The sequence below is a fragment of the Klenkia brasiliensis genome, assembly GCF_900100695.1.
GTDB classification, from domain to species: Bacteria; Actinomycetota; Actinomycetes; order Mycobacteriales; family Geodermatophilaceae; genus Klenkia; species Klenkia brasiliensis.
In genome coordinates this window covers 1-20,435 of sequence record NZ_FNCF01000004.1, presented here as the reverse complement: position 1 = coordinate 20,435, position 20,435 = coordinate 1, and the positions used below count along the sequence as shown (strand labels likewise).

Below are 20,435 nucleotides of genomic sequence, written 5' to 3'. Positions count from 1 at the left end.
TCCTCCCGTCTCAGGACCGGACCAGCCGCGCGATGGCGGCGGAGGCCTCGGCGATCTTGGCGTCGGCGGCCGCGCCGTCGTCGTCGGCGCTGCTGGCGACCGCGTCGCGGACGCAGTGCCCGAGGTGGTCGTCGAGCAGCCCGAGGGCCACGGCCTGCAGCGCCTTGGTCGCGGCCGACACCTGGGTCAGCACGTCGATGCAGTAGGTGTCCTGCTCGACCATCCGGGAGATGCCCCGGACCTGGCCCTCGACGCGCTTGAGCCGCGCGAGCACCTGCTCCTTGTTGCCCTCGTAGCCGGCCATGCGGTCGAGGGTACCCCTAGGGGGTAGGGGTTACCAGCCGCGGGTGCCGGGCTCGCCCTTGAACGGGCCGACCACCTCGTCGGTGATCCAGCCGCCGTAGAAGTCGCCGGCCTGGGCGCGCACGGCCTCGCCGTCGACCGTCGCCCGGTCGAGCTTGGAGGGGTAGAAGGCGACCGCGCCGCGCAGGTGCCGGTACCCGGGGGTCGGGTCCTCGTAGGACCAGCCGACGGCCGGGTACCGGGTGCCGTCGACGACGGCGTCCCAGTAGGTGGCCACACCCTTCCACTCGCACCAGCTGGCGCCCTCGCCGCGCTGCAGCACGCCGGCGGCGACGTCCTCGCGCGGGACGTAGTAGACCGGCGGGTGGCTGGTCTCGCAGACCCGCACCGCCCGGTCGGTGCTGGCGATCTCCGCACCGCCCAGCTCGACCTGGACGCGGCGGGGGGTGACCTCGGCCGACGGGGGACGCGGGTAGTCCCAGACGGACTCCTGACCGGGGCCGACGGGGTCGGGGCGCGGGTGCATCACACCCGCCAGTGTGCGCGGTCAGCGCCGGGCGTGCCGGACCTTCTGCACCGCGACGAAGGTGACGAACAGGCCGGCCGCGGCCAGCGTCGCCTGCCCGGCCGGGGTGGTCAGCCAGTGCTTGACGCGCTCCTGCGCCTGGGCGGACAGCCGCTGGGGGCTGCCCCGGTAGACCAGCTGGTCCAGGGTGGCCGCCAGGGACTCGCGGGCGGCGTCGATCTCCTGCTGGATCTGCTCGGGGCTGCGGGGCACGCGCACAGCCTGCCACGTCCCGGCCCCCCGCACCGCTCCTAGACTCCGGGCAGCGCGGGAGTGGTGTAACGGCAGCCACGCCAGGTTTAGGTCCTGGTGCCTTCGGGCGTAGGGGTTCGACTCCCCTCTCCCGCACGGTGCGGTCCGGGCGGTCCACCCGGACGGGTGAACGCACTGGGGTCGGGCCGGCCGGGTGCCGAATCCCCGAGGGTGACCACTGCGCTCCGGGCCGACGCCGCCGTGCCGCGGCCGGCGGCCGAGCGGCGGCTGGGCGACGTGCTGGTCGGCGACGGGTCGATCAGCCCGGAGCAGCTGGCCGAGGCGCTGGTGGCCTCGCGCGAGGTGGGCGAACCGCTGGGGTCGGTGCTGCTGGCCCGCGGCTGGGTCACCCGCCGCCGGCTCTACGTCGCCCTCGCGGAGGTGTGGGGCACCGAGATGACCTTCGTCGACCCGGTCGAGGTGGACGCCGACCTCGCCCAGCTCTTCCCGTACCCCCAGCTGGCCCGCGAGATGTGGGTGCCGCTGCGCACGGAGACCGGACCGGACGGCGAGCGCCAGGTCGTCGTCGCCTCCTCCTCCCGGCCCAGCGAGCACGTCCGGCGCTCGGTGGCCGAGCACACCGGCATCGACCGGGTGCAGCAGCTGGTCACCACCGACTGGGACGTGCAGCGGGCGCTGCGCACCGTGTGGCGCGAGGAGGTCGTGCACGAGGCGGTGTCCGCGCTGGCCGAGCGCCGGCCCGACGAGTCGGCGTCCACGGTCTTCACCTGGCCGCAGGTGGCCAGCGCCGTGGTCGCCGCGCTCGCCGTCGTGGTCGGCCTGGTGCTCGACGCACCCACCACCGTCGTCGTCCTGCTGGCCGTGGTCAACGTCGTCATCGGGCTCTCGGTCGGCGCGAAGGCGCTGATCAGCACGGTGGGGACGGCGTCGGAGACCGTCGAGCAGGTGACGGCGGCCGACGCCGCCGCGCTCGCCGACGCGGAGCTGCCGCGCTACACGATCCTCGTCCCGGTCTACCGGGAGGCGGGCATCGTCGGGCTGCTCATGCAGAACCTGGCCGGCCTGGACTACCCGCGGGAGAAGCTGGAGATCCTGCTCCTGCTGGAGGAGGACGACCCGGAGACGCTGCAGGCCGCGCTGGCCGCCGCGCCGCCCGACGTCGTCCGGATCCTGGTCGTGCCGCACTCGATGCCCAAGACCAAGCCGCGGGCGTGCAACGTGGGGCTGGCCTTCGCCCGCGGCGACCTGGTGGTCATCTACGACGCGGAGGACCGGCCCGACCCCGACCAGCTGAAGAAGGCCGTGGTCGCCTTCGCGCAGGGCGGGGAGGACCTGGTCTGCGTGCAGGCGGCGCTGAACTACTTCAACGCCGAGGAGAACCTGCTCACCCGCATGTTCACGCTCGAGTACAGCTCGTGGTTCGACTACACGCTGCCGGGGCTGGACGCGCTGCGGCTGCCCATCCCGCTGGGCGGCACCAGCAACCACTTCCGCGCGACGATGCTGCGCGAGCTGGGCGGCTGGGATCCCTTCAACGTCACCGAGGACGCCGACCTCGGCGTGCGCGCCTCGGCCCGGGGCGGGCGCGTGGCGGTGGTCAACTCGACCACCTACGAAGAGGCCAACATGGCCGTCGGCAACTGGGTCCGCCAGCGCAGCCGGTGGATCAAGGGCTACATGCAGACCTTCCTGGTGCACAGCCGGCACCCGGTGCGGCTGGTCCGGGCGATCGGGCCGCGGCAGGCCGTCGGGTTCCTGCTCACCATCGGCGGCACCCCCGCCACGTTCCTGCTGACCCCGCCGCTGTGGGGGGTGTTCGGCCTGTGGCTGGCCTTCCCGCACCTGTTCGCCCCGCTGCCGCCGTGGCTGCAGCTGGTCAGCCTCGGCAACCTGCTGCTGGGCAACGGGCTGATCGTCTACCTGAGCCTGCTCGCCGGGTTCAAGCGCCGCAGCTACCGGCTGGTGGCCTACGCGCTGCTGTCGCCCCTCTACTGGCTGCTCCACTCGGTCGCCTCCTACAAGGCGGCCTGGCAGCTGGTCACCAAGCCCTTCTACTGGGAGAAGACCCAGCACGGGCTCACCAGCCACTCCCCTGCGTCCCCGCCCCCCGCCCCTCCGGAGGAACCGATGGCCCCGCTGCACCTCGACGACCTGACCGCCCTCCAGGAGGCGCTGGAGGCGCTCGACGAACACGACCTGATCACGGAGGTGATGCCCGCGGCCGTCGCGGTGCCCGCCCTGCGGCCCACTGGCGGCGCACTGCCGCCGGTGCCGCCGCCGGCCGAGCGGGTGGTGCGCCGCACCGGCCCGCTGCCCTCGCTGGCCGCCACCCGGGTGGTCGAGGAGCCGGTCCCGGCGCTACCCCCGGTGCCCACGCCGGTGGAGTCGACGGTGCCGCCGGCGCAGGTGCTGCCGGCGCCGCGTCGGGCCCGGCACGCCGCCCAGCCCCCGGCCGCCGCGCCGGGCCTGCTCGGGTGGGCCCTGGAACCGGCATGAGCACGCTCGCGCCCCGCGAGCCGGTGCGGCTGCCGATGGCGGTCGTGCTGGTGCTGCTGCTCGCCGGGCTCGCCGTCGCCGCGGGGGCCGGACTGCTCGCCGACGTCCCGACCCGGCTGCTCTGGCCGGGGCTGTGCGTGCTCGCGGCGCTGGCCCTCGGCGCCGTCTTCGTGCTCGGGGCGATCACCGTCGCCGGCTTCGCCGCGGGTGCGGCGACCGCCGGCGCGGTCGCGCTGGAGCCGGGTTCCCTGCCAGTGGCGCTGGCCGGGACGGCCGTGGCGGCCCTGCTGTGCGGGGTGGCGCCCGCCTGGGCCCGGGTCGAGGCCTGGCAGGCCACCCGCTCCTCCGCTCCCCCGGCGGCGGGCCCGCGCTGGCGGACCGACCGGGTGGTCGCGGCGTTCCTGGTGCTGGCCTTCCCGCCGGTCTTCGTGACCGGCGCGATCGCCTTCGTCAGCTGGACGGCGACCCGCTGAGCAGCTCGGCCAGCACCGGCACCAGCGCGGCGAAGGCCTGGCCGCGGTGGCTGACCGCGTCCTTCTCCGCCGGCTCGAGCTCGGCCGAGGTCCGGTCCAGCCCCTCGGGCAGGAACACCGGGTCGTAGCCGAACCCGTTGCTGCCCCGCGGCTCGCGCAGCACGCTGCCGCGCCAGGTCGCCTCGAGCACCCGCTCGGTGCCGTCGGGCAGGACGACGGCCGCGGCGCAGACGAACCCGGCGCCGCGCCGCTCGTCGGGGACGTCGGCCAGCTGCCCCAGCAGCAGGGCGGTGTTGGCCGGGTCGTCGCCGTGCCGGCCCGACCAGCGCGCCGAGAGGATCCCCGGCATGCCGTTGAGCGCGTCGACGGTGATGCCGGAGTCGTCGGCGACCGCCGGCAGGCCCGTGTACCGGACCGCCTCGCGCGCCTTGAGCAGCGCGTTGTCGGCGAAGGTCGCCCCGGTCTCCGGCGCCTCGGGGTACTCCTCGACGTCCTTGAGCCCCAGGACCTCGACCCCGGGGACCGCGGTGGTCAGCAGCCGCTGCAGCTCCGCGAGCTTGCCGGCGTTGCGGGTGGCGAGGACGAGCCGGGTCATCGGGCCCCGCCCCCGGACGCCAGCGCCTCGGCCTGGATGCGGGTGAGCTCGGCACACCCGGCGACCGCGAGGTCGAGCAGCTGGTCGAGGGTGGCCCGGTCGAACACCGCGCCCTCCGCCGTCCCCTGCACCTCGACGAACCCGCCGTCCCCGGTGCACACGACGTTCATGTCGGTGCCGGCCGTGACGTCCTCCTCGTAGGCGAGGTCCAGCCGCGGCTCGCCGTCGATCACCCCCACGCTGACGGCGGCCACCGACTGCACCAGCGGCTCCTTCTTCGCGAGCTTGCCGCGCGCGCCGAGGTGGGCGACGGCGTCGGCGAGGGCCACGTAGGCACCGGTGATGGCGGCGGTGCGGGTGCCGCCGTCGGCCTGCAGCACGTCGCAGTCCAGGGCGATGGAGTTCTCGCCGAGGGCGCCCAGGTCGATCGAGGCGCGCAGCGAGCGGCCGATCAGCCGGCTGATCTCATGCGTGCGGCCGCCGACCTTGCCCTTCACCGACTCGCGGTCGCTGCGGGTGTGGGTGGCCCGCGGCAGCATCGCGTACTCGGCGGTGACCCAGCCCAGGCCCGAGCCGCGGCGCCAGCGGGGCACGCCCTCGGTGACGCTGGCCGCGCAGAGCACGCGGGTGCGCCCGAACTCGACGAGCACCGAGCCCTCGGCGTGGTCGAGCCAGTTGCGGGTGATGGTCACCGGGCGGAGCTGGTCGGCGCTGCGGCCGTCGGGGCGGGTCACGTGGGTCGAGGGTAGTGGGCGGGGAAGACTGGTCCCATGCGATCGGAACTGCGCCAGGTGCGCACCGGCCGGGCACCGGCCGTCGTCGACCTGACCGACGAGTGCGCCGCGTTCGTCCGCGGCGAGGCCGACGGGCTGCTGCAGGTCTTCGTGCCGCACGCGACCGCCGGGGTGGCCATCATCGAGACCGGGGCCGGCAGCGACGACGACCTGCTCGCCCAGCTCGACCAGCTGCTGCCCACCGACGACCGGTGGCGGCACCGGCACGGCTCCCCCGGGCACGGACGGGACCACGTGCTGCCGGCGTTCGTGCCGCCGCACGCCACGGTGCCGGTGCTGGAGGGCCGCCTGGCGCTGGGCACCTGGCAGCGGATCTGCTTCGTGGACACCAACGGCGACAACCCCACCCGGCAGGTACGGCTGAGCTTCCTGGCCGGCTGACCCCGGACCGGTGTCGTCGGTGGGGTCTGCCACCATGCCCGCATGACCGACAGCCCCACCGCCACGCGTCTGTCCCCCGGCGACCAGGCGCCGGACTTCACGCTGCCCGACGCCGAGGGCAACCCGGTCTCGTTGGCCGACCACCGGGGGCACCGGGTCGTCGTCTACTGCTACCCGGCCGCGCTCACGCCGGGCTGCACGACCCAGGCCGTGGACTTCACCGCCGCCGCGGGCGAGTTCGCCGAGGCGGGGCTGGACATCATCGGCATCTCCCCCGACGCCCCCGAGAAGCTGATGCGCTTCCGGGAGAAGGAGGGGCTGTCGATCACCCTCGTCTCCGACGAGGACAAGTCGGTGCTGGCCGCCTACGGGGCGTACGGGCCGAAGAAGCTGTACGGCAAGGAGGTCGTCGGCGTGATCCGGTCGACGTTCGTGCTCGACGCCGACGGCAAGGTCGAGCGGGCCGCCTACAACGTCAAGGCCACCGGGCACGTGGCCAAGCTGCGCCGAGACCTCGGTCTCGGTTAGCCGCGCGTTCGGTCGGGCACGACCGAACGCATGAGCGGACAGATCGGGGTCACCGGCCTCGCGACGATGGGGGCCAACCTGGCCCGCAACCTGGCACGGCACGGCCACCAGGTGGTGGTGCACAACCGCACGGCGGCGAAGACCGACGCGCTGCTGGAGGCGCACGGCGACGAGGGCGACCTCGTGCGCGCGGACTCCCCGCAGGAGCTGGTCGACAAGCTGGAGCAGCCGCGCACGGTGATCATTATGGTCGCCGCGGGCGACCCGACGGACGCCGTCATCTCCGAGATCGCCCCGCTGCTGGCCGAGGGCGACGTGCTGGTGGACGGCGGCAACGCGCGCTACACCGACACGATCCGGCGGACCGAGGAGCTGGAGGGCCGGGGCATCCACTTCGTCGGCTGCGGGATCAGCGGCGGCGAGGAGGGCGCGCTGAACGGGCCGAGCATCATGCCCGGCGGGTCGGACGAGGCCTACGCGATCGTCGGTCCGGTGCTGGAGGACATCTCCGCGCACGTCGACGGGGAGCCGTGCTGCACGCACGTGGGCACCGACGGCGCGGGCCACTTCGTCAAGATGGTGCACAACGGCATCGAGTACGCCGACATGCAGCTCATCGCCGAGGCCTACGACCTGCTGCGCCAGGGGCTCGGGCTCTCGCCCGCCGAGATCGGGGACGTGTTCGCCACCTGGAACGAGGGCGACCTGCAGTCCTACCTGATCGAGATCACCGCGCAGGTGCTGCGGCACACCGACGAGCGGACCGGCAAGCCCTTCGTCGACGTCGTGCTGGACGAGGCGGAGCAGAAGGGCACCGGCCGGTGGACGGTGCAGTCGGCACTGGACCTGGGGACGCCGGTGTCGGGGATCGCCGAGGCGGTCTTCGCCCGGGCGCTGTCCGGCCACGTCGACCAGCGCAAGGCCGCCCAGCAGGTGCTGCCCGGGCCGGGCCGCGACTGGGACGACCAGGTCGCCGACCGGGACGGGTTCATCGAGAGCGTCCGCCAGGCGCTGTACGCCGCGAAGGTGGTCGCCTACTCGCAGGGCTTCGACCAGATCGCCAAGGGTGCGGAGGACCACGGCTGGGACGTCGACCGCGCTGCGCTGGCCGCGATCTGGCGGGACGGCTGCATCATCCGGGCGGCGTTCCTGGACCGGGTGCGTCAGGTGTTCACCGACGAGCCGGACCTGACCACGCTGCTGACCAACGACTACTTCCGGGACGCGGTGGCCGACGCCCAGGAGGGCTGGCGCCAGGTGGTGGCCGGCGCGGCTCGGCACGGGGTGCCCGCCCCGGGGTTCGCCAGCGCCCTGGCTTACTACGACGGCCTGCGCGCCGAGCGCTCCCCCGCCGCGCTGATCCAGGGCCTGCGCGACCGGTTCGGCTCGCACACCTACCGCCGGGTGGACGCCGAGGGCTCCTTCCACACCATGTGGTCCGAGGACGCCCGCGAGGTCGAGGCCTGATGCCCCGCCGGCCCGGCGCCCGTCAGAACGGCGCCGGGTCGGCCACGGGGTCGTGCGGCGGTGGCGCCGGCGCAGCCGGGTCGAGGACCTGGTCCAGCCCCGGGGGCCGGGTCGTGAGGGCGGTGCCGCCGGGCGTGACGACGTGCAGGGTGCCGTCGGGGTCGAGGTGGAACCGCCAGCCGGGGGCGTGGGTCTTGAGCCGGTGGTGGTGTCGGCAGAGCAGGGCGAGGTTGCGGACGCAGGTCGGTCCGCCCCGGCTGTGCGGGGTGACGTGGTCGGCGTCGCAGGCCCGTGCGGTGCGGCGGCAGCCGGGGAAGCGGCAGTGCCGGTCGCGGGCGCGCAGATAGCGGTACTGCGCGGCGGTCGGCGTGTAGCGGTCGGTCGGTGCTGGTGGGCCCAGGCCGGTGTCGGTGCGGGCGGCGGCGTGCAGCTCGGACGGTGAGGCCACGGCCAGGGTGCGGCCGCGGTCGGTGATGGTGATGGCCAGGTCACCGGCGACCGGGTCGACGAGGCCGAGGGCGTCGATGCGGCGCAGCAGCTCCCGCACCGCCGCCGGGGTCACCGGCATCCCCGCGACGTCACCCACCCCGCCACCACCGGCCGCCTCGTCAGCGACCGTGTCGTCGACAGCCCTGTCCGAGGCAGACCGGTCCTGGGCAGACAGGTCCTGGGCAGAGCAGTTCTGTGCGGACGTGTCCGCGGCAGACGTGTTCGGGGCAGGTCGGTCCCGGTCGGGTTGCTCGGCCGCCGGGGCCGCGGGGTTGACGCCATCGGCTGGCTCGTCCGTCTCGGCGGCCTGGAGGTCGTCGTCGGCCGGGTCCTCAGCGGACGGGCTGCCGGAAGCCGGGTGGCCGGCGGCCGGTTCACCGCCGGCGGTGATGAGGTCGCGCAGGGTGCGGAGCTGGTCGGGGTCGAAGAGGTCGCGCAGCTCGGCGGTGATGGTCACGTGCGCCACGGCGGGGTCGGGGGCGTCCCAGGGGCGGGTGACGAGGGCGTCCATGACCGCGATCCGCAGCGCACCCAGCGGACGGGTGTCACCGTCGGCCTTCAGCTTGCGGGCGTAGGCGGTCAGCTGGGCCCGCATCAGCGCCGCCCGGCCGGCCTCGATGCCGGTGGCGCGCAGCTCCGCGGTTCCGTCACCGGTCGGCGCACTGGACACGTCCCCGGCACGCACCCGCTGCTCCTGCCGCTGCTGGGCGGCGTCGGGGTCCAGGGCGATGAGCCCGGCCTCCAGCCGCTCCCGCAGCGTGGTGGGCGGGCAGCCCCGCTCGGCCCAGCCGATGCCCCGCTCGGCCAGGGCGGTGATGTCCTCGTCGGCGAACGGGCCACCGACCGAGGTGGCCTGCCAGCGCAGCACCTCGACCATGACCCTGGCGCGGGCCTCGTCGATGCGGCCATCGGCCAGGGCGTGCCACACCCCCGGCAGCTGCCGCACCAGCACCAGCGCGTGCTCCACCAGGTGCCGCGCCGAGGTGACGCTGCACCGCAGCAGCACCGCTAGCTCATCGGGCAGGAAGTCATCGGCGGCCTGAACCGCCGCCGGGTCCTCGCCGCCGCCGATGTCGGTGCGGGCCCCAGGCAGCAGCGGCAGCACGTGCTCAGCCCCCTGGGTGGCCTTGCGCTCGATCAGCCCGGCCTCGTAGGCGGCCAGCTCCGACCGCTTGGCCCGCACCGAGGCGATCTCGGCATCCAGCGCAGCGCCGGTGACCCCGAACGCCGCCGCCGTCTCGGTCAGCCGCGGCAACGCCGGCATCGGCGGCAGGTCAGGTCCGACCCAACCGGCAGGGGTGAACCGGGTGCTCACCTCGACCCCGAACCGCCCCCTGAGTGCCATACCTGCACTTCACCACAGGGGTACGACAGTTCTCGGAGGCTTCGACCCGGACTCCGCTGCGCTGTGGACAAACCCCGCCGGGCACCGGGACGGTGGACGGGTGACGTCGCTGCCGCCGTGGCCCGCCGAGCCGCCCAGCTGCGGTGCGGTGGTGCTCCGGCCCTTCCGGGACGACGACCTGGGCGCCGTCCGGGATCTGGCCACCGACCCCTACGTCCCCCTGATCGGCAGCCTTCCGGCGCACGCCGACGACGAGCAGGCCAGGGCGTGGATCGGCCGGCAGCACGACCGCTGGACCACCGCTGCCGGGTTCTCGTTCGCCGTCGCCGGCCCCGACGACGGGATGGTCGGTACGGCCGGCCTGCACCTCGCGGAGCTCGCGCAGGGCCGGGCCACTGCCGGCTACGCCGTCCTGCCGTCGCAGCGCGGCCACGGGTACGCCGCCGCCGCGCTCACCGCGCTGACCGCCTTCGCCTGGACGGTCGAGGGCCTGCACCGGGTCGCGCTGCTCATCGAGCCGTGGAACACCGCGTCCGTCCGCACCGCCGAACGGGCCGGTCACCGGCAGGAGGGCCTGCTGCGCGAGCACACGCAGATCGGCGGGACGGAGCGGGACATGCTGGTGTTCTCGGCCTCGCGGTCAACGGCGCAACGCTGACGCCAGCACCCAGCACAGACCCCCGCCGACCGCGGTGCCCGCGGCTACCAGGAGCGCACCTACCGGCCAGAGCCCGTCGCCGTCGGGCGCGGTGGCCGCCGTCACCGACCACGCCACCGTGAAGGCCACGGGCACCACGAGCACGAGCCACCCCGGCCCCCGCCATGCCGCGGCGAGCCCGAGTCCCAGCAGCAGGACACCAACCGTCAGTACCTGCCACGCCTCGTACGGCCCGGTGGACATCCCGGTGACCGGGTCGACGTCCCGCTGGGTGTCCCACGCGAGCAGACCGACCTGCACAGCCGCGGTCGACACCGCCAGCAGCAGGACAGCGACCGGCAGCGGGACACGGCGCAGCACCTCAGCCGCCCGCGGCCTTCTTGCGGCGCTTGCCCTCGTGCATGGCGGCGACCCGGGCGACCGGGATGGTGTGGCCCTCCGCGACCAGGTCGGCGGGCAGCTCCTGCGGCGCCGGCAGCGACTCCGCCCACGGGTCGCCGGTGATCCGCTGCGCCGCGTCGGCGACCGTCGTCCCCCGGGGGTCGGCCGAGTCCAGGTCGTCCCAGGCCACCGGTGCCGAGACGGGCAGCCCGGGGCGGGCGCGCGGCGAGTAGGCCACCGCGATCGTCCCCCGCCCGGACCGGGTGGAGTCGACGAACACCCGCCCGCCGCGGTCGGCCACCACGTACTCCGTCGTCGCGATCCCGGGGTCCAGCGCGGCCGTGCGGGCAGCCAGCGCGCGGGTCGCGGCGGCGACGTCCTCGTGCGAGGAACCGCGCACCGGCACCACCACGTGCAGACCGGTCGACCCGCTGGTCTTCACCGCACCCGACAGGCCCAGGCCGGCCAGCGCCTCGCGGGCGAGGCGGGCCACGGCCACGACCTGGCCGACGTGGCCGTCCTCGGGCGGGTCGAGGTCCAGCACCAGCCCGGTCGGCTCGGCGAACGCGCCGTCGACCACCGGGGAGAACGGCACGTGCAGCTCGACGGCGCGCTGGTTGGCCAGCCACAGCAGCGTGCGGCGGTCCTGGACCAGCACCTGGTGCACCTCGCGCCGGGTGCGGTCGGACCAGGTGGCCACCGTCGGCACCCAGTCGGGGGCGCCCTTGGGGATGTCCCGCTGCACGAACGCCGCCGCGCCCGGCCGGATCCGCACCATCGTCAGCGGGCGACCGGACAACAGTGGCACCAAACGGTCGGCGAAGGCGTCGTAGTGCTCCACGAGCGCCCGCTTCGTCACCCCCAGCCCGTCGCCGAGCTCGTCGTCCAGGGAGGAGAAGCGGACCTCGTCCATCAGACCTCGTACACCCCGAGCGGGCGGACCAGCTCCGCGGCGCCGAACACCGAGCGGGCCGCGGACAGCTGCACGGCCGGGTCCACCCACGCCGGCACGTGGGTGACCAGCAGGCGGCCCACCCCGGCGTCCCGCGCGTGCTCGCCGGCCTCCCGGCCGGTCAGGTGCAGGTCCGGCGGCAGACCGGGGACGTCGGGGTGGGCGGCCTCGGCCAGCAGGACGTCGGCGCCGCGGGCCAGCTCGACCACGGCGGGGCAGGCGCCGGTGTCGCCGGTGTAGACCAGCGACCGGCCGCCGGCGGTGAGCCGGTAGGCGTAGCACTCCACGGGGTGGGCGGTGCGGGCGGTCTCGACGCGGAAGGGACCCAGGTCGAAGGCGCCAGCGCCGATGCCGAACACCTCGAACACGTCGTCGATCGGCCCGTCGGAGAGGTCGTAGGCCAGCCGCAGCCGCCGGTCGGCGCCGACCGGGGCGTAGAGCGGCAGCGGGTTGCGGGTGGCCAGGCCGGAGTAGCGCCGCCAGACGACGAACGGCGCCACGTCCAGGCAGTGGTCGGCGTGCAGGTGCGACAGCAGGACGGCGTCCACCTCGTCGGGCGGCAGCACCTTCTGCAGGGCGCCGAACGCACCGCTGCCGAGGTCGAGCACGATCCGGTAGCCGTCGTGCTCGACCAGGTAGCTCGAGGCCGGTGAGTCCGGGCCGGGGCCGGACCCCGAGCAGCCCACCACGGTCAGCTTCATGCCGGCACCACCGTCTCCACCTCGGGGCCGAGGAACCGGCGGCCGAGCCGGGCGAAGGGCTCCGGGTCGCCGGTGGCCAGGAAGGCGTGCCGGGGCGGGGGTGCGTCGTCCGGGCGCAGCAGGTCCGCCCCGGTGAGCACCCGGTAGACGTCCTGCGCGGTCTCCTCGGCGCTGGACACCAGCGTCACCCCGGGCCCCAGGACCAGCGAGAGCACACCGGTGAGCAGCGGGTAGTGCGTGCAGCCGAGCACCACGGTGTCGACGCCGGCGGCCAGCAGCGGGTCCAGGTAGGACTGCGCCAGGCCCAGCAGCTGCCGGCCGCTGGTCACCCCGCGCTCGACGAAGTCCACGAAGCTCGGGCACGCCGCGCTGGTGACGGTGATCTGCGGGGCGGCGGCGAACGCGTCGGCGTAGGCACCCGACGTGATGGTGGCCTGGGTGCCGATGACGCCGACCCGGCCGTTGCGGGTGGCGGCGGTGGCCCGGCGGACGGCGGGCAGCACGACCTCGACCACCGGGACGTCGTACCGCTCGCGGGCGTCGCGCAGGCAGGCCGCACTGGCCGAGTTGCACGCCACCACCAGCATCTTCACGCCGGCCTCGACGAGGTCGTCCATGACGGCCAGGGAGTGCGCGCGCACCTGCGCGATGGGCAGCGGGCCGTAGGGGCCGTTGCGGGTGTCGCCGACGTAGCGCACCGCCTCGTGCGGCAGCTGGTCCAGGATCGACCGGACGACGGTCAACCCGCCCACGCCGGAGTCGAACACCCCGATCGGTGCGTCGGCGCTCGCTGCGGTCCCCATCGAGGGGAAGGCTAGTGCCGGGTGGGCCCGCGCAGCACGGTGGCGGCCGGCAGCAGCAGCCCGTCGCCGGCCCAGCGCGAGCCGGCCAGGTCGCGCACGACGACGCCCGCGTCGCTGCCGAGGGCCTCCTCGCCGACGCCGAGCACGGCGCAGCCGGCGGCCAGACCAGCGGCGATGCCGCTGCGGCTGTCCTCCACCACGAGCGCGTCGGCGGGCGCCAGACCCAGCCCGGCCGCCGCGGCGAGGTAGCCCGCGGGGTCCGGCTTGCCGGCGGCGACGTCGTCGGCCGTGACGAAGACCTCGGGGACCGGGATGCCGGCCGCCCGCAGGCGGGCCGTCGCCAGCCGGCGGGTGCCGGAGGTGACCACGGCCCAGGACCCCGGCGGGAGCTGGGCGAGCAGCGCGGGGACGCCGGCCATCGCGGCGCACACCTCGGCGTCGCGCACCTCGATGTCCTCGATCAGGTCGACGGCCGCGGCCCGCTCATCCTCGGCCACCAGCAGCGCCACCGTGTCGGCCGCCCGGCGGCCGTGCACGATGTCGAGCACCTGCTGGGCCTCGATGCCGTGCACCTGCGCCCAGCGCGTCCAGGCACCCTCGACCGAGGCGAGGGAGTCCACCAGCACGCCGTCGTTGTCGAACAGGATCCCGCGGGCGGGGACGTGCAGGTCGGGGGCGAGCTCGGCGTCGGGCGTCAGGCCCACAGCTGGCCCTCCAGGGCGGCGGTCGCCTCGTCGAGGGTGCCGGCGTAGGCGCCGGTGGACAGGTACTTCCAGCCGCCGTCGCAGACGATGAAGCAGATGTCGGCCTTCCGGCCGGCTGCCACCTCCTTGTCGGCGATGCCCAGCGCGGCGTGCAGGATCGCGCCGGTGGAGATGCCGGCGAAGATGCCCTCGCGCTCCACCAGCTGGCGGGTGCGGTGCACGGCGTCGTCGGGGCCGACGGAGAACCGGCCGTCGAGCAGCTCGGGGTCGTAGAGCTCGGGGATGAACCCCTCGTCGATGTTGCGCAGGCCGTAGACCAGCTCGCCGTAGCGCGGCTCGGCCGCGATCACCTGGACGCCGGGCTTGCGCTCGCGCAGGAACCGGCCCACGCCCATCAGCGTGCCGGTGGTGCCCAGGCCCGCGACGAAGTGCGTGATGGAGGGCAGGTCGGCCAGGATCTCCGGGCCGGTGCCGGTGTAGTGCGCCTCGGCGTTGGCCGGGTTGCCGTACTGGTAGAGCATCACCCACTCGGGGTTCTCCCCCGCCAGCCGCTTGGCCACCGCCACGGCCTGGTTGCTGCCGCCGGCGGCCGGTGAGCTGATGATCTGCGCGCCGTACATCTCCAGCAGCTGCCGGCGCTCGATCGACGTGTTCTCCGGCATCACGCAGATCAGCCGGTAGCCGCGCTGGCGGGCCACCATGGCCAGGGAGATGCCGGTGTTGCCGCTGGTCGGCTCGAGGATGGTGGAACCGGGCTGCAGCCGGCCCTCCTTCTCGGCCGCCTCGACCATCGCGATGGCCGCCCGGTCCTTGATCGACCCGGTCGGGTTGTGGTCCTCGAGCTTGGCCCACAGCCGGACGTCGGGGGTCGGCGACAGCGACGGCAGCCCCACCAGGGGCGTGCCGCCGAGGGAGTCGACGAGGGAGGCGAACCGGGCCATCGCGATCAGCCGCCGGCGACGGCGGGCAGGATGGTGACCGAGTCGCCGTCCTTGAGCTCGGTGTCCAGGGCGCCGGTGAAGCGGACGTCCTCGTCGTTGACGTAGACGTTGACGAAGCGGTGCAGCTTGCCCTCGTCGGTGACCAGGCGGCCCTTGATGCCGGGGTGCTGGCTGTCGATGTCGTCGACCAGGGCGCCCAGGGTGGCACCGGAGCCGGAGACGGTCTTGTTGCCGCCGGTGTGGGTGCGCAGGATGGTCGGGATCCGGACCTCGATGGCCATGGGGGTCGTCCTCTTCCGGTGGTGGTGGGTCACCTCGCGCAGCACGCAGCGAGGGTGGTCTCGTGCTGGGGGAACGCCGCGGGCGCGGCGCGGATTCCGTCGCTCAGTCGTAGACGACGGTGGTGGGCGAGTGCCCGAACAGGTAGGACTCGACGACGTCGACGTCCTCCTCGGTGACCACGCCGTCGACGATCCGGAAGCTCCGGAGCTCGACGTCGTCGCCGACCAGGCCGGTCTGGTCGCCGTGCTCGCGGGTGGAGACCAGCACGTAGTGCGCGAACGGCTCGGACGCGTAGCTGATGTCGGTGCGCGAGGGGTAGGCCTCGGTGGCGGTGTGCGAGTGGTAGACGACCACGGGCACCTCGTCCCGGTCGTCCATCTCGCGGTAGAGCTTGAGCAGGTCGGCGCTGTCGAACTCGTAGAACGTCGGCGAGCGGGCCGCGTTGAGCATCGGGATGAACCGCTCGGGCCGGTCGCTGCCCTCGGGCCCGGCGACCACGCCGCAGGCCTCGTCGGGGTGGTCACGACGGGCGTGCGCGACGATCGCGTCGTAGGACGCCCGGTCGATGCGCAGCACGGCCCCACTCTACGGGGGCCCGAGCGACCGCACGCAGTGCACCGACGGGGGGCCCGGACGGTAGCGTCCCGGATCGTGGTGTGCACGTGCTGATCCAGGTCCTGATGGCCGCCGGTGTCGTCGTCCTCGCCCTGCCCGCCCTGGTCGTGGGCAGCCGCCGGCTGACCAAGCGGGGGCCGCGCAGCCTGCGCAGCCCGGGCGGCAGCCGGTCGGAGTTCGTCGTCGTGCTGGTCGGCCGGCTGCTGGGTCTGCTGCTGATCCTGCTGCTGTCGGCCCTGGTGCTGGTGGCCACGGTCGGGGCGCTGGTCCGCGACCTGGACGACCTGCCGAGCCTGGTCTACGTGGCCTTCGTGCTGGACCTGCTGCTCGCGGCGCTGGTGGTGCTCACCTCCGCCGCCCCCCGCCCGCCACGAGCGCGTCGACGAGCGAGCCCTGCACCGCGGTGAGCCACGAGTAGACGGTCATCTCCTGCGACGCCGGGGCGTCGTGGTCGGTGTCGGCGGTGATGCCCAGCCGGGTGCCCAGCGCCAGCCGCAGGTCGTTGGTGGTGCGCAGCCATGCCCGGGCCTGGTCGTCGGCCAGCGACACGTCCCCGCCGTCGGCCGGCAGGGTCGCCCGCACGGTGGCCAGGTCCTCGACCTTGCCCTGCCGCAACGCCGCCCCGGTCAGCTCGCGGTAGTCGCGGGCGAGCTCGGCGTCGGTGGCGTGGCCGGCGGGGAACAGCCGGCCCACCACGGGGTCGTCGGCCGGCGCGTCCTCGGCCAGCAGCTGCTCGAGCTGGTCCAGCAGCAGGCCGACGACGGCGGACTCGGCGTCGGTCAGCCCGGCGACCACCTGGTCGCCGCGGCGGCGGAAGGGCTTCACGAGTCGCGCTGGTAGCTGGCCCACAGGCCGTAGGCGTGCAGCCGGCTGGTGTCGTGCTCCATCCGCTCGCGCGGGCCCGAGCTCACGATCGCCTTCCCCTCGTGGTGCACCTGCAGCATGAGCTTGGTGGCAGTGGCCTCGTCGTAGCCGAACAGCTCCTGCAGCACGAAGGTCACGTAGGTCATCAGGTTGACCGGGTCGTCCCAGACGACGGTCACCCACGGCCGGTCCAGCTCGGACTCCTCGCGCACGACGGTGCCCGGGGTCATCTCCGGCGCGAGCGGTGCGGCCACCGGGCCACTCTAGGCTCCGGGGTCGTGCGCCCCTCGCTGCTGACCGACCGGTACGAGCTGACCATGCTCGCCGCCGCCCTCGCCGACGGCACCGCCGACCGCGACTGCGTGTTCGAGGTGTTCGCCCGGCGCCTCCCGCACGGCCGCCGCTACGGCGTCCTGGCCGGGACCGGACGGCTGCTGGAGCAGCTGGCCGACTTCCGGTTCGGCGACGCCGAGCTGGCCGCGCTGCGCGAGCAGGGCCTCACCGACCCGGCGCTGCTGGAGCACCTGGCCGCGTTCGAGTTCACCGGGGACGTCGACGGCTACGCCGAGGGCGAGGTCTTCTTCCCCGGCTCCCCGGTGCTCACCGTCCGCGCCCCCTTCGGCCAGGCGGTGCTGCTGGAGACGCTGGTCCTGTCGATCCTCAACCACGACAGCGCCATCGCCTCGGCGGCCGCCCGGATGGTCGGGGCGGCCGGTGGACGGCCGTGCATCGAGATGGGGTCCCGGCGCACGCACGAGGAGGCCGCGGTCGCCGCCGCCCGCGCCGCCCACCTGGTCGGCTTCGGGTCGACGTCCAACCTGGCCGCCGGGGCGCGCTACGGGGTGCCGACGGCGGGCACCAGCGCGCACGCCTTCACCCTGCTGCACGACGACGAGGCGGCGGCCTTCCGCGCGCAGGTCGCGGCCCTGGGCACCGGCACGACGCTGCTCGTCGACACCTACGACACCCTGCAGGGCATCCGGACGGCGGTCGAGGTGGCCGGCCCCGGGCTCGGCGCGGTGCGGCTGGACTCCGGTGACCTGGCCGACCTCGCCCGGCAGGCCCGCGCGCTGCTGGACTCCCTCGGTGCGCACCGCACCCGGGTGACGGTGACCAGCGACCTGGACGAGTACGCCATCGCCGCGCTCGCGGCGGCCCCGGTCGACGGCTACGGCGTGGGCACCTCGCTGGTCACCGGCTCGGGCGCCCCCACCGCCGGGATGGTCTACAAGCTGGTCGAGCGCGACGGCGTGCCGGTGGCCAAGAACGCCGAGGGCAAGCGGTCGGTGGGCGGCCGCAAGTCCGCCGTCCGGCGGCACGACGCCGCGGGGACGGCGACCGCGGAGGTCGTCGTCCCGGGGCCGATCACCCCGCAGGACGGCGACCGCGACCTGGTCGTGCCGCTGGTGCGCGGGGGCGCCCCGGTGCAGGACCTGGACGCCGCGGCGTGGCTGCGCGCGGCCAGGGAGCACCACGAGCGGGTGCGCACCGCCCTGCCCGCCGAGGCGTGGGCGCTGTCCCGCGGGGAGCCGGCCCTGGACACGCTCTCCGCCTGAGCGCGGCAGGATGGGGCCATGACCAAGGCGCTGATCGTGGTGGACGTGCAGGTCGACTTCTGCGAGGGCGGCAGCCTGGCCGTCGCGGGCGGGGCCGCGGTGGCCCGCGCGGTGACCCAGCACGCCGGGCAGGGCCTGGAGCGCGGCGAGTACGCCCACGTGGTCGCCACCCGCGACCACCACGTCGACCCGGGCGGCCACTTCTCCGACTCCCCCGACTTCCTGGAGACCTGGCCGCGGCACTGCGTGGTGGGCACCGGCGGCGTGGAGCTGCACCCGGACCTGGACCGCGGGCTGTTGCGCGCGGTGTTCGACAAGGGCGAGCACGCGGCGGCCTACTCCGGGTTCGAGGGCGCCGCCGACGGCGTGGGGCTGGCCGACTGGCTGCGCCAGCACGGCGTGGACGAGGTCGACGTGGTCGGCATCGCCACCGACCACTGCGTGCGGGCCACGGCCCTGGACGCCGTCGGCGCCGGGTTCACCACCCACGTGCTGCTGCCGCTCACCGCCGGCGTCGCCGAGGGCAGCACCGAGGCCGCCCTCGACCAGCTGCGGACGGCGGGCGTGCGCCTGGACGGCGAACCGCAGCGGTTCTAGACCGCGTCCAGGACCTCGTCGCGGGTGAACCCGAGCACCTGCAGGACGGCGTCCAGGTAGGGCTGGTTGAGCGCGGTGTGCGCCTGCTCGCGGACGAAGGGCTTGGCGTTGAACGCGATGCCCAGCCCGGCGGTGGTCAGCATGTCCAGGTCGTTGGCGCCGTCGCCGACCGCGACGGTCTGCTCCAGCGGGATGCCGTGCTCGCCGGCGAACCGGGCCAGCGCCCGCGCCTTGCCGGGGCGGTCGACGATCTCCCCCACCAGGCCCCCGGTCAGCACGCCGTCGGCGACCTCCAGGGTGTTCGCGGCGGCGAAGTCCAGGCCCAGGTCCTCGGCCAGCCGGTCGGTGATCTGGCTGAACCCGCCCGACACGATGCCGCAGCGGAAACCCAGCCGCTGCAGCGTGCGGATCAGCGTGCGGGCGCCCGGGGTGAGCACCAGGTGCTCCCGCACCTCGTCCAGCACGCCGACCGGCAGCCCCGCCAGCGCCGCCACCCGCGCGCGCAGGGACTGCTCGAAGTCCAGCTCGCCGTTCATCGCGGCCGCGGTGATCCGGGCGACCTCCGCGGCCCGGCCGGCGCGGGCGGCCAGCTCGTCGATGACCTCGCCGCGGACCAGCGTGGAGTCGACGTCCAGCACGATCAGCCGCTTGCTGCGCCGGGCCAGCCCGACCTGCTCGACGGCGACGTCGGCCCCGGTGGCGGCGGCGACCGCACCGAGGGCGGCGCGCAGCGGCCCGGCCTCGGCGCCGGAGACGGTGAGCTCGAAGCTGGTCACCGGGTAGTCCGACAGCCGGCGGATGGCGTCGATGTTGCCGCCCACGTCGGCGATGGCCCGCGCCGCACCGCCGACGGCGTCGGGGGGCACCGGCCGCCCCAGCACGATCACGTGGTGCCGCCGGACACCGTCGGCCGCCAGCCCGCTGGCCCCCGACGCGGCCTCGACCGCAACCTGCACCCCTGTGGCGCTGCCGACCTCCGACGTCAGCGGCCGCAGCCGGGCGACCAGGTCGGCGTCGTCGGTGCCGCCGTGCTCGTGGACCACGACACCGAGCACCAGCTGGCCGTGCACGACCACCTGCTCGACGTCCACGACCTCCAGGCCGGGCAGCCCGGCCAGCGCGGCGAACAGCCGGGCGGTGACCCCGGGCCGGTCGGCGCCGGTGACGGTCAGCAGTGCGCCGGCGTGCGGGACGGCGGTCTCCAGATCAGGGCCGGTCACGGGTGCCCATGGTGCCGCAACGCCAGGACGCCCCCTCGGCCGGGCCGAGGGGGCGTCCTGGGTGCTGCGGTCTAGAACGGGTCGGGGTCGTTGGCCCCGGCCCGGGTGCCGGTGCCGTCCAGCAGCTCGCTGGCGTAGGGCCCGTGCTTCTTCCCCGCGTGGGCCTCAGCCTCGAGACGGTCCCGCAGGTGGGGGTAGTGGAGCTCGAAGGCGGGGCGTTCGGAGCGGATGCGGGGGATCTCGACGAAGTTGTGCCGCGGCGGGGGGCTGGAGGTGGCCCACTCCAGGGAGTTGCCGTGGCCCCAGGGGTCATCGCGCAGGGCCAGCTGCCCGTACTTCCAGGACTTCACCACGTTGTACAGGAACGGGATGGTGGAGGCCCCGAGCACGAAGGACCCGATGGTGGAGATCGTGTTCAGGGTGGTGAACCCGTCGGTGGGCAGGTAGTCGGCGTAGCGGCGCGGCATGCCTTCGGCACCCAGCCAGTGCTGCACCAGGAACGTGGCGTGGAA

26 protein-coding genes, 1 tRNA gene and 1 pseudogene are annotated in these 20,435 nt (G+C 74.8%); 10 read left to right on the top strand and 18 right to left on the bottom strand.

The genetic code is table 11. The features are described from left to right. Positions 1–10: 10 nt before the first annotated feature. Genes BLT39_RS11925 through BLT39_RS11915 form a run of 3 tightly spaced genes read right to left on the bottom strand, consistent with a single transcriptional unit; the run spans position 11 to position 1,081 of the window. Entirely contained in the window at positions 11–304 is a 294-nt protein-coding gene (locus tag BLT39_RS11925; RefSeq protein WP_091063218.1) for a metal-sensitive transcriptional regulator, read from the bottom strand. A gap of 30 nt (positions 305–334) precedes the next feature. Continuing rightward, positions 335–829, bottom strand: a complete 495-nt coding sequence (locus BLT39_RS11920) for a DUF427 domain-containing protein (RefSeq protein WP_091064902.1) — start codon at positions 827–829, stop codon at positions 335–337. Between the two features lie 21 nt (positions 830–850). Beyond that, positions 851–1,081 (bottom strand): DUF3618 domain-containing protein, encoded by a 231-nt coding sequence (locus BLT39_RS11915; protein WP_091064899.1) that lies wholly within the window; start codon positions 1,079–1,081, stop codon positions 851–853. 54 nt (positions 1,082–1,135) lie between these two features. On the opposite strand from BLT39_RS11915, the gene BLT39_RS11910 reads away from it, so the two are divergent. From BLT39_RS11910 to BLT39_RS11900, 3 genes are all read left to right on the top strand, one after another. Beyond that, positions 1,136–1,216: transfer RNA gene (locus tag BLT39_RS11910), tRNA-Leu, on the top strand. 75 nt (positions 1,217–1,291) lie between these two features. Then, the gene (locus tag BLT39_RS11905; RefSeq protein ID WP_207507915.1) at positions 1,292–3,577 is read left to right on the top strand and encodes a glycosyltransferase; all 2,286 of its coding nucleotides are present in this window, start codon (positions 1,292–1,294) and stop codon (positions 3,575–3,577) included. Continuing rightward, positions 3,574–4,050 carry a hypothetical protein gene (locus tag BLT39_RS11900; protein WP_091063215.1) on the top strand — a complete coding sequence of 159 codons (477 nt, stop codon included), beginning with the start codon at positions 3,574–3,576 and terminating at the stop codon, positions 4,048–4,050. The genes BLT39_RS11905 and BLT39_RS11900 overlap by 4 nt, the downstream gene beginning before the upstream one ends. On the opposite strand, the gene rdgB is transcribed toward BLT39_RS11900, so the two are convergent. Continuing rightward, on the bottom strand, positions 4,028–4,645 hold the full coding sequence (gene rdgB, locus BLT39_RS11895) for an RdgB/HAM1 family non-canonical purine NTP pyrophosphatase (protein ID WP_091063213.1): 618 nt from the start codon (positions 4,643–4,645) through the stop codon (positions 4,028–4,030). The two genes, BLT39_RS11900 and rdgB, sit on opposite strands and share 23 nt — an antisense overlap. Further along, positions 4,642–5,379 (bottom strand): ribonuclease PH, encoded by a 738-nt coding sequence (gene rph / locus BLT39_RS11890; RefSeq protein ID WP_091063210.1) that lies wholly within the window; start codon positions 5,377–5,379, stop codon positions 4,642–4,644. Before rph ends, rdgB begins: the two co-directional genes overlap by 4 nt. Positions 5,380–5,415: 36 nt before the next feature. Here rph and BLT39_RS11885 point away from each other — a divergent pair, with 36 nt between their 5' ends. From BLT39_RS11885 to gndA, 3 genes are read left to right on the top strand one after another with little or no spacing between them, the layout of a single operon-like run. Further along, positions 5,416–5,820 carry a secondary thiamine-phosphate synthase enzyme YjbQ gene (locus tag BLT39_RS11885; RefSeq protein WP_091063207.1) on the top strand — a complete coding sequence of 135 codons (405 nt, stop codon included), beginning with the start codon at positions 5,416–5,418 and terminating at the stop codon, positions 5,818–5,820. Positions 5,821–5,862: 42 nt separating this feature from the next. Continuing rightward, complete coding sequence (gene bcp / locus BLT39_RS11880) at positions 5,863–6,348, top strand: thioredoxin-dependent thiol peroxidase (RefSeq protein ID WP_091063203.1); 486 nt, start codon at positions 5,863–5,865, stop codon at positions 6,346–6,348. A 30-nt stretch (positions 6,349–6,378) separates the two neighbouring features. Further along, on the top strand, positions 6,379–7,815 hold the full coding sequence (gene gndA / locus BLT39_RS11875) for an NADP-dependent phosphogluconate dehydrogenase (RefSeq protein WP_091063200.1): 1,437 nt from the start codon (positions 6,379–6,381) through the stop codon (positions 7,813–7,815). A gap of 22 nt (positions 7,816–7,837) precedes the next feature. Here the strand turns inward: gndA and BLT39_RS11870 are convergent, their stop codons facing one another. Continuing rightward, positions 7,838–9,568 (bottom strand): HNH endonuclease, encoded by a 1,731-nt coding sequence (locus tag BLT39_RS11870; RefSeq protein ID WP_165640258.1) that lies wholly within the window; start codon positions 9,566–9,568, stop codon positions 7,838–7,840. Between the two features lie 181 nt (positions 9,569–9,749). On the opposite strand from BLT39_RS11870, the gene BLT39_RS11865 reads away from it, so the two are divergent. Next, entirely contained in the window at positions 9,750–10,307 is a 558-nt protein-coding gene (locus tag BLT39_RS11865) for a GNAT family N-acetyltransferase (RefSeq protein WP_091063193.1), read from the top strand. On the opposite strand, the gene BLT39_RS11860 is transcribed toward BLT39_RS11865, so the two are convergent. From BLT39_RS11860 to BLT39_RS11825, 8 genes are all read right to left on the bottom strand, one after another. Continuing rightward, complete coding sequence (locus tag BLT39_RS11860; protein ID WP_207507914.1) at positions 10,290–10,607, bottom strand: hypothetical protein; 318 nt, start codon at positions 10,605–10,607, stop codon at positions 10,290–10,292. The genes BLT39_RS11865 and BLT39_RS11860 overlap by 18 nt on opposite strands. Positions 10,608–10,668: 61 nt before the next feature. Then, positions 10,669–11,601 (bottom strand): DNA polymerase domain-containing protein, encoded by a 933-nt coding sequence (locus BLT39_RS11855; protein WP_091063186.1) that lies wholly within the window; start codon positions 11,599–11,601, stop codon positions 10,669–10,671. Continuing rightward, a complete protein-coding gene (locus BLT39_RS11850; RefSeq protein WP_091063183.1) occupies positions 11,601–12,341 on the bottom strand; it encodes an MBL fold metallo-hydrolase in 741 nt (246 codons plus the stop codon). Before BLT39_RS11850 ends, BLT39_RS11855 begins: the two co-directional genes overlap by 1 nt. Further along, the gene (murI, locus tag BLT39_RS11845; protein ID WP_091063180.1) at positions 12,338–13,144 is read right to left on the bottom strand and encodes a glutamate racemase; all 807 of its coding nucleotides are present in this window, start codon (positions 13,142–13,144) and stop codon (positions 12,338–12,340) included. The genes BLT39_RS11850 and murI overlap by 4 nt, the downstream gene beginning before the upstream one ends. Positions 13,145–13,155: 11 nt before the next feature. Beyond that, the gene (locus tag BLT39_RS11840; RefSeq protein ID WP_207507913.1) at positions 13,156–13,848 is read right to left on the bottom strand and encodes an HAD-IA family hydrolase; all 693 of its coding nucleotides are present in this window, start codon (positions 13,846–13,848) and stop codon (positions 13,156–13,158) included. Next, positions 13,839–14,789 (bottom strand): PLP-dependent cysteine synthase family protein, encoded by a 951-nt coding sequence (locus BLT39_RS11835; RefSeq protein WP_091063176.1) that lies wholly within the window; start codon positions 14,787–14,789, stop codon positions 13,839–13,841. Before BLT39_RS11835 ends, BLT39_RS11840 begins: the two co-directional genes overlap by 10 nt. A 5-nt stretch (positions 14,790–14,794) precedes the next feature. Then, positions 14,795–15,070 carry a MoaD/ThiS family protein gene (locus BLT39_RS11830; protein WP_091063172.1) on the bottom strand — a complete coding sequence of 92 codons (276 nt, stop codon included), beginning with the start codon at positions 15,068–15,070 and terminating at the stop codon, positions 14,795–14,797. A gap of 103 nt (positions 15,071–15,173) precedes the next feature. Then, a complete protein-coding gene (locus BLT39_RS11825; RefSeq protein ID WP_091063169.1) occupies positions 15,174–15,647 on the bottom strand; it encodes a M67 family metallopeptidase in 474 nt (157 codons plus the stop codon). Positions 15,648–15,733: 86 nt separating this feature from the next. Here BLT39_RS11825 and BLT39_RS11820 point away from each other — a divergent pair, with 86 nt between their 5' ends. Next, positions 15,734–16,093, top strand: coding sequence for a hypothetical protein (locus tag BLT39_RS11820; RefSeq protein WP_131801484.1), 360 nt, complete (start codon positions 15,734–15,736; stop codon positions 16,091–16,093). Here BLT39_RS11820 and BLT39_RS11815 read toward each other — a convergent pair. Both BLT39_RS11815 and clpS read right to left on the bottom strand, forming a co-directional pair. Continuing rightward, on the bottom strand, positions 16,032–16,511 hold the full coding sequence (locus tag BLT39_RS11815; protein WP_091063159.1) for a DUF2017 family protein: 480 nt from the start codon (positions 16,509–16,511) through the stop codon (positions 16,032–16,034). The genes BLT39_RS11820 and BLT39_RS11815 overlap by 62 nt on opposite strands. Next, positions 16,508–16,804, bottom strand: coding sequence for an ATP-dependent Clp protease adapter ClpS (gene clpS / locus BLT39_RS11810; RefSeq protein ID WP_091063156.1), 297 nt, complete (start codon positions 16,802–16,804; stop codon positions 16,508–16,510). The genes BLT39_RS11815 and clpS overlap by 4 nt, the downstream gene beginning before the upstream one ends. Before the next feature lie 24 nt (positions 16,805–16,828). Between clpS and BLT39_RS11805 the strand changes: the two genes are divergently transcribed. Together BLT39_RS11805 and BLT39_RS11800 are read left to right on the top strand one after the other, a co-directional pair. Continuing rightward, positions 16,829–18,106, top strand: coding sequence for a nicotinate phosphoribosyltransferase (locus tag BLT39_RS11805; protein WP_242658342.1), 1,278 nt, complete (start codon positions 16,829–16,831; stop codon positions 18,104–18,106). An 18-nt stretch (positions 18,107–18,124) separates the two neighbouring features. Continuing rightward, the gene (locus tag BLT39_RS11800; RefSeq protein WP_091063150.1) at positions 18,125–18,703 is read left to right on the top strand and encodes an isochorismatase family protein; all 579 of its coding nucleotides are present in this window, start codon (positions 18,125–18,127) and stop codon (positions 18,701–18,703) included. Here the strand turns inward: BLT39_RS11800 and serB are convergent. Together serB and BLT39_RS11790 are read right to left on the bottom strand one after the other, a co-directional pair. Then, positions 18,700–19,923, bottom strand: a complete 1,224-nt coding sequence (gene serB, locus BLT39_RS11795; RefSeq protein ID WP_091063146.1) for a phosphoserine phosphatase SerB — start codon at positions 19,921–19,923, stop codon at positions 18,700–18,702. The genes BLT39_RS11800 and serB overlap by 4 nt on opposite strands. Positions 19,924–19,994: 71 nt before the next feature. After that, a pseudogene (locus tag BLT39_RS11790) lies at positions 19,995–20,435 on the bottom strand (cytochrome ubiquinol oxidase subunit I); the annotation flags it as partial.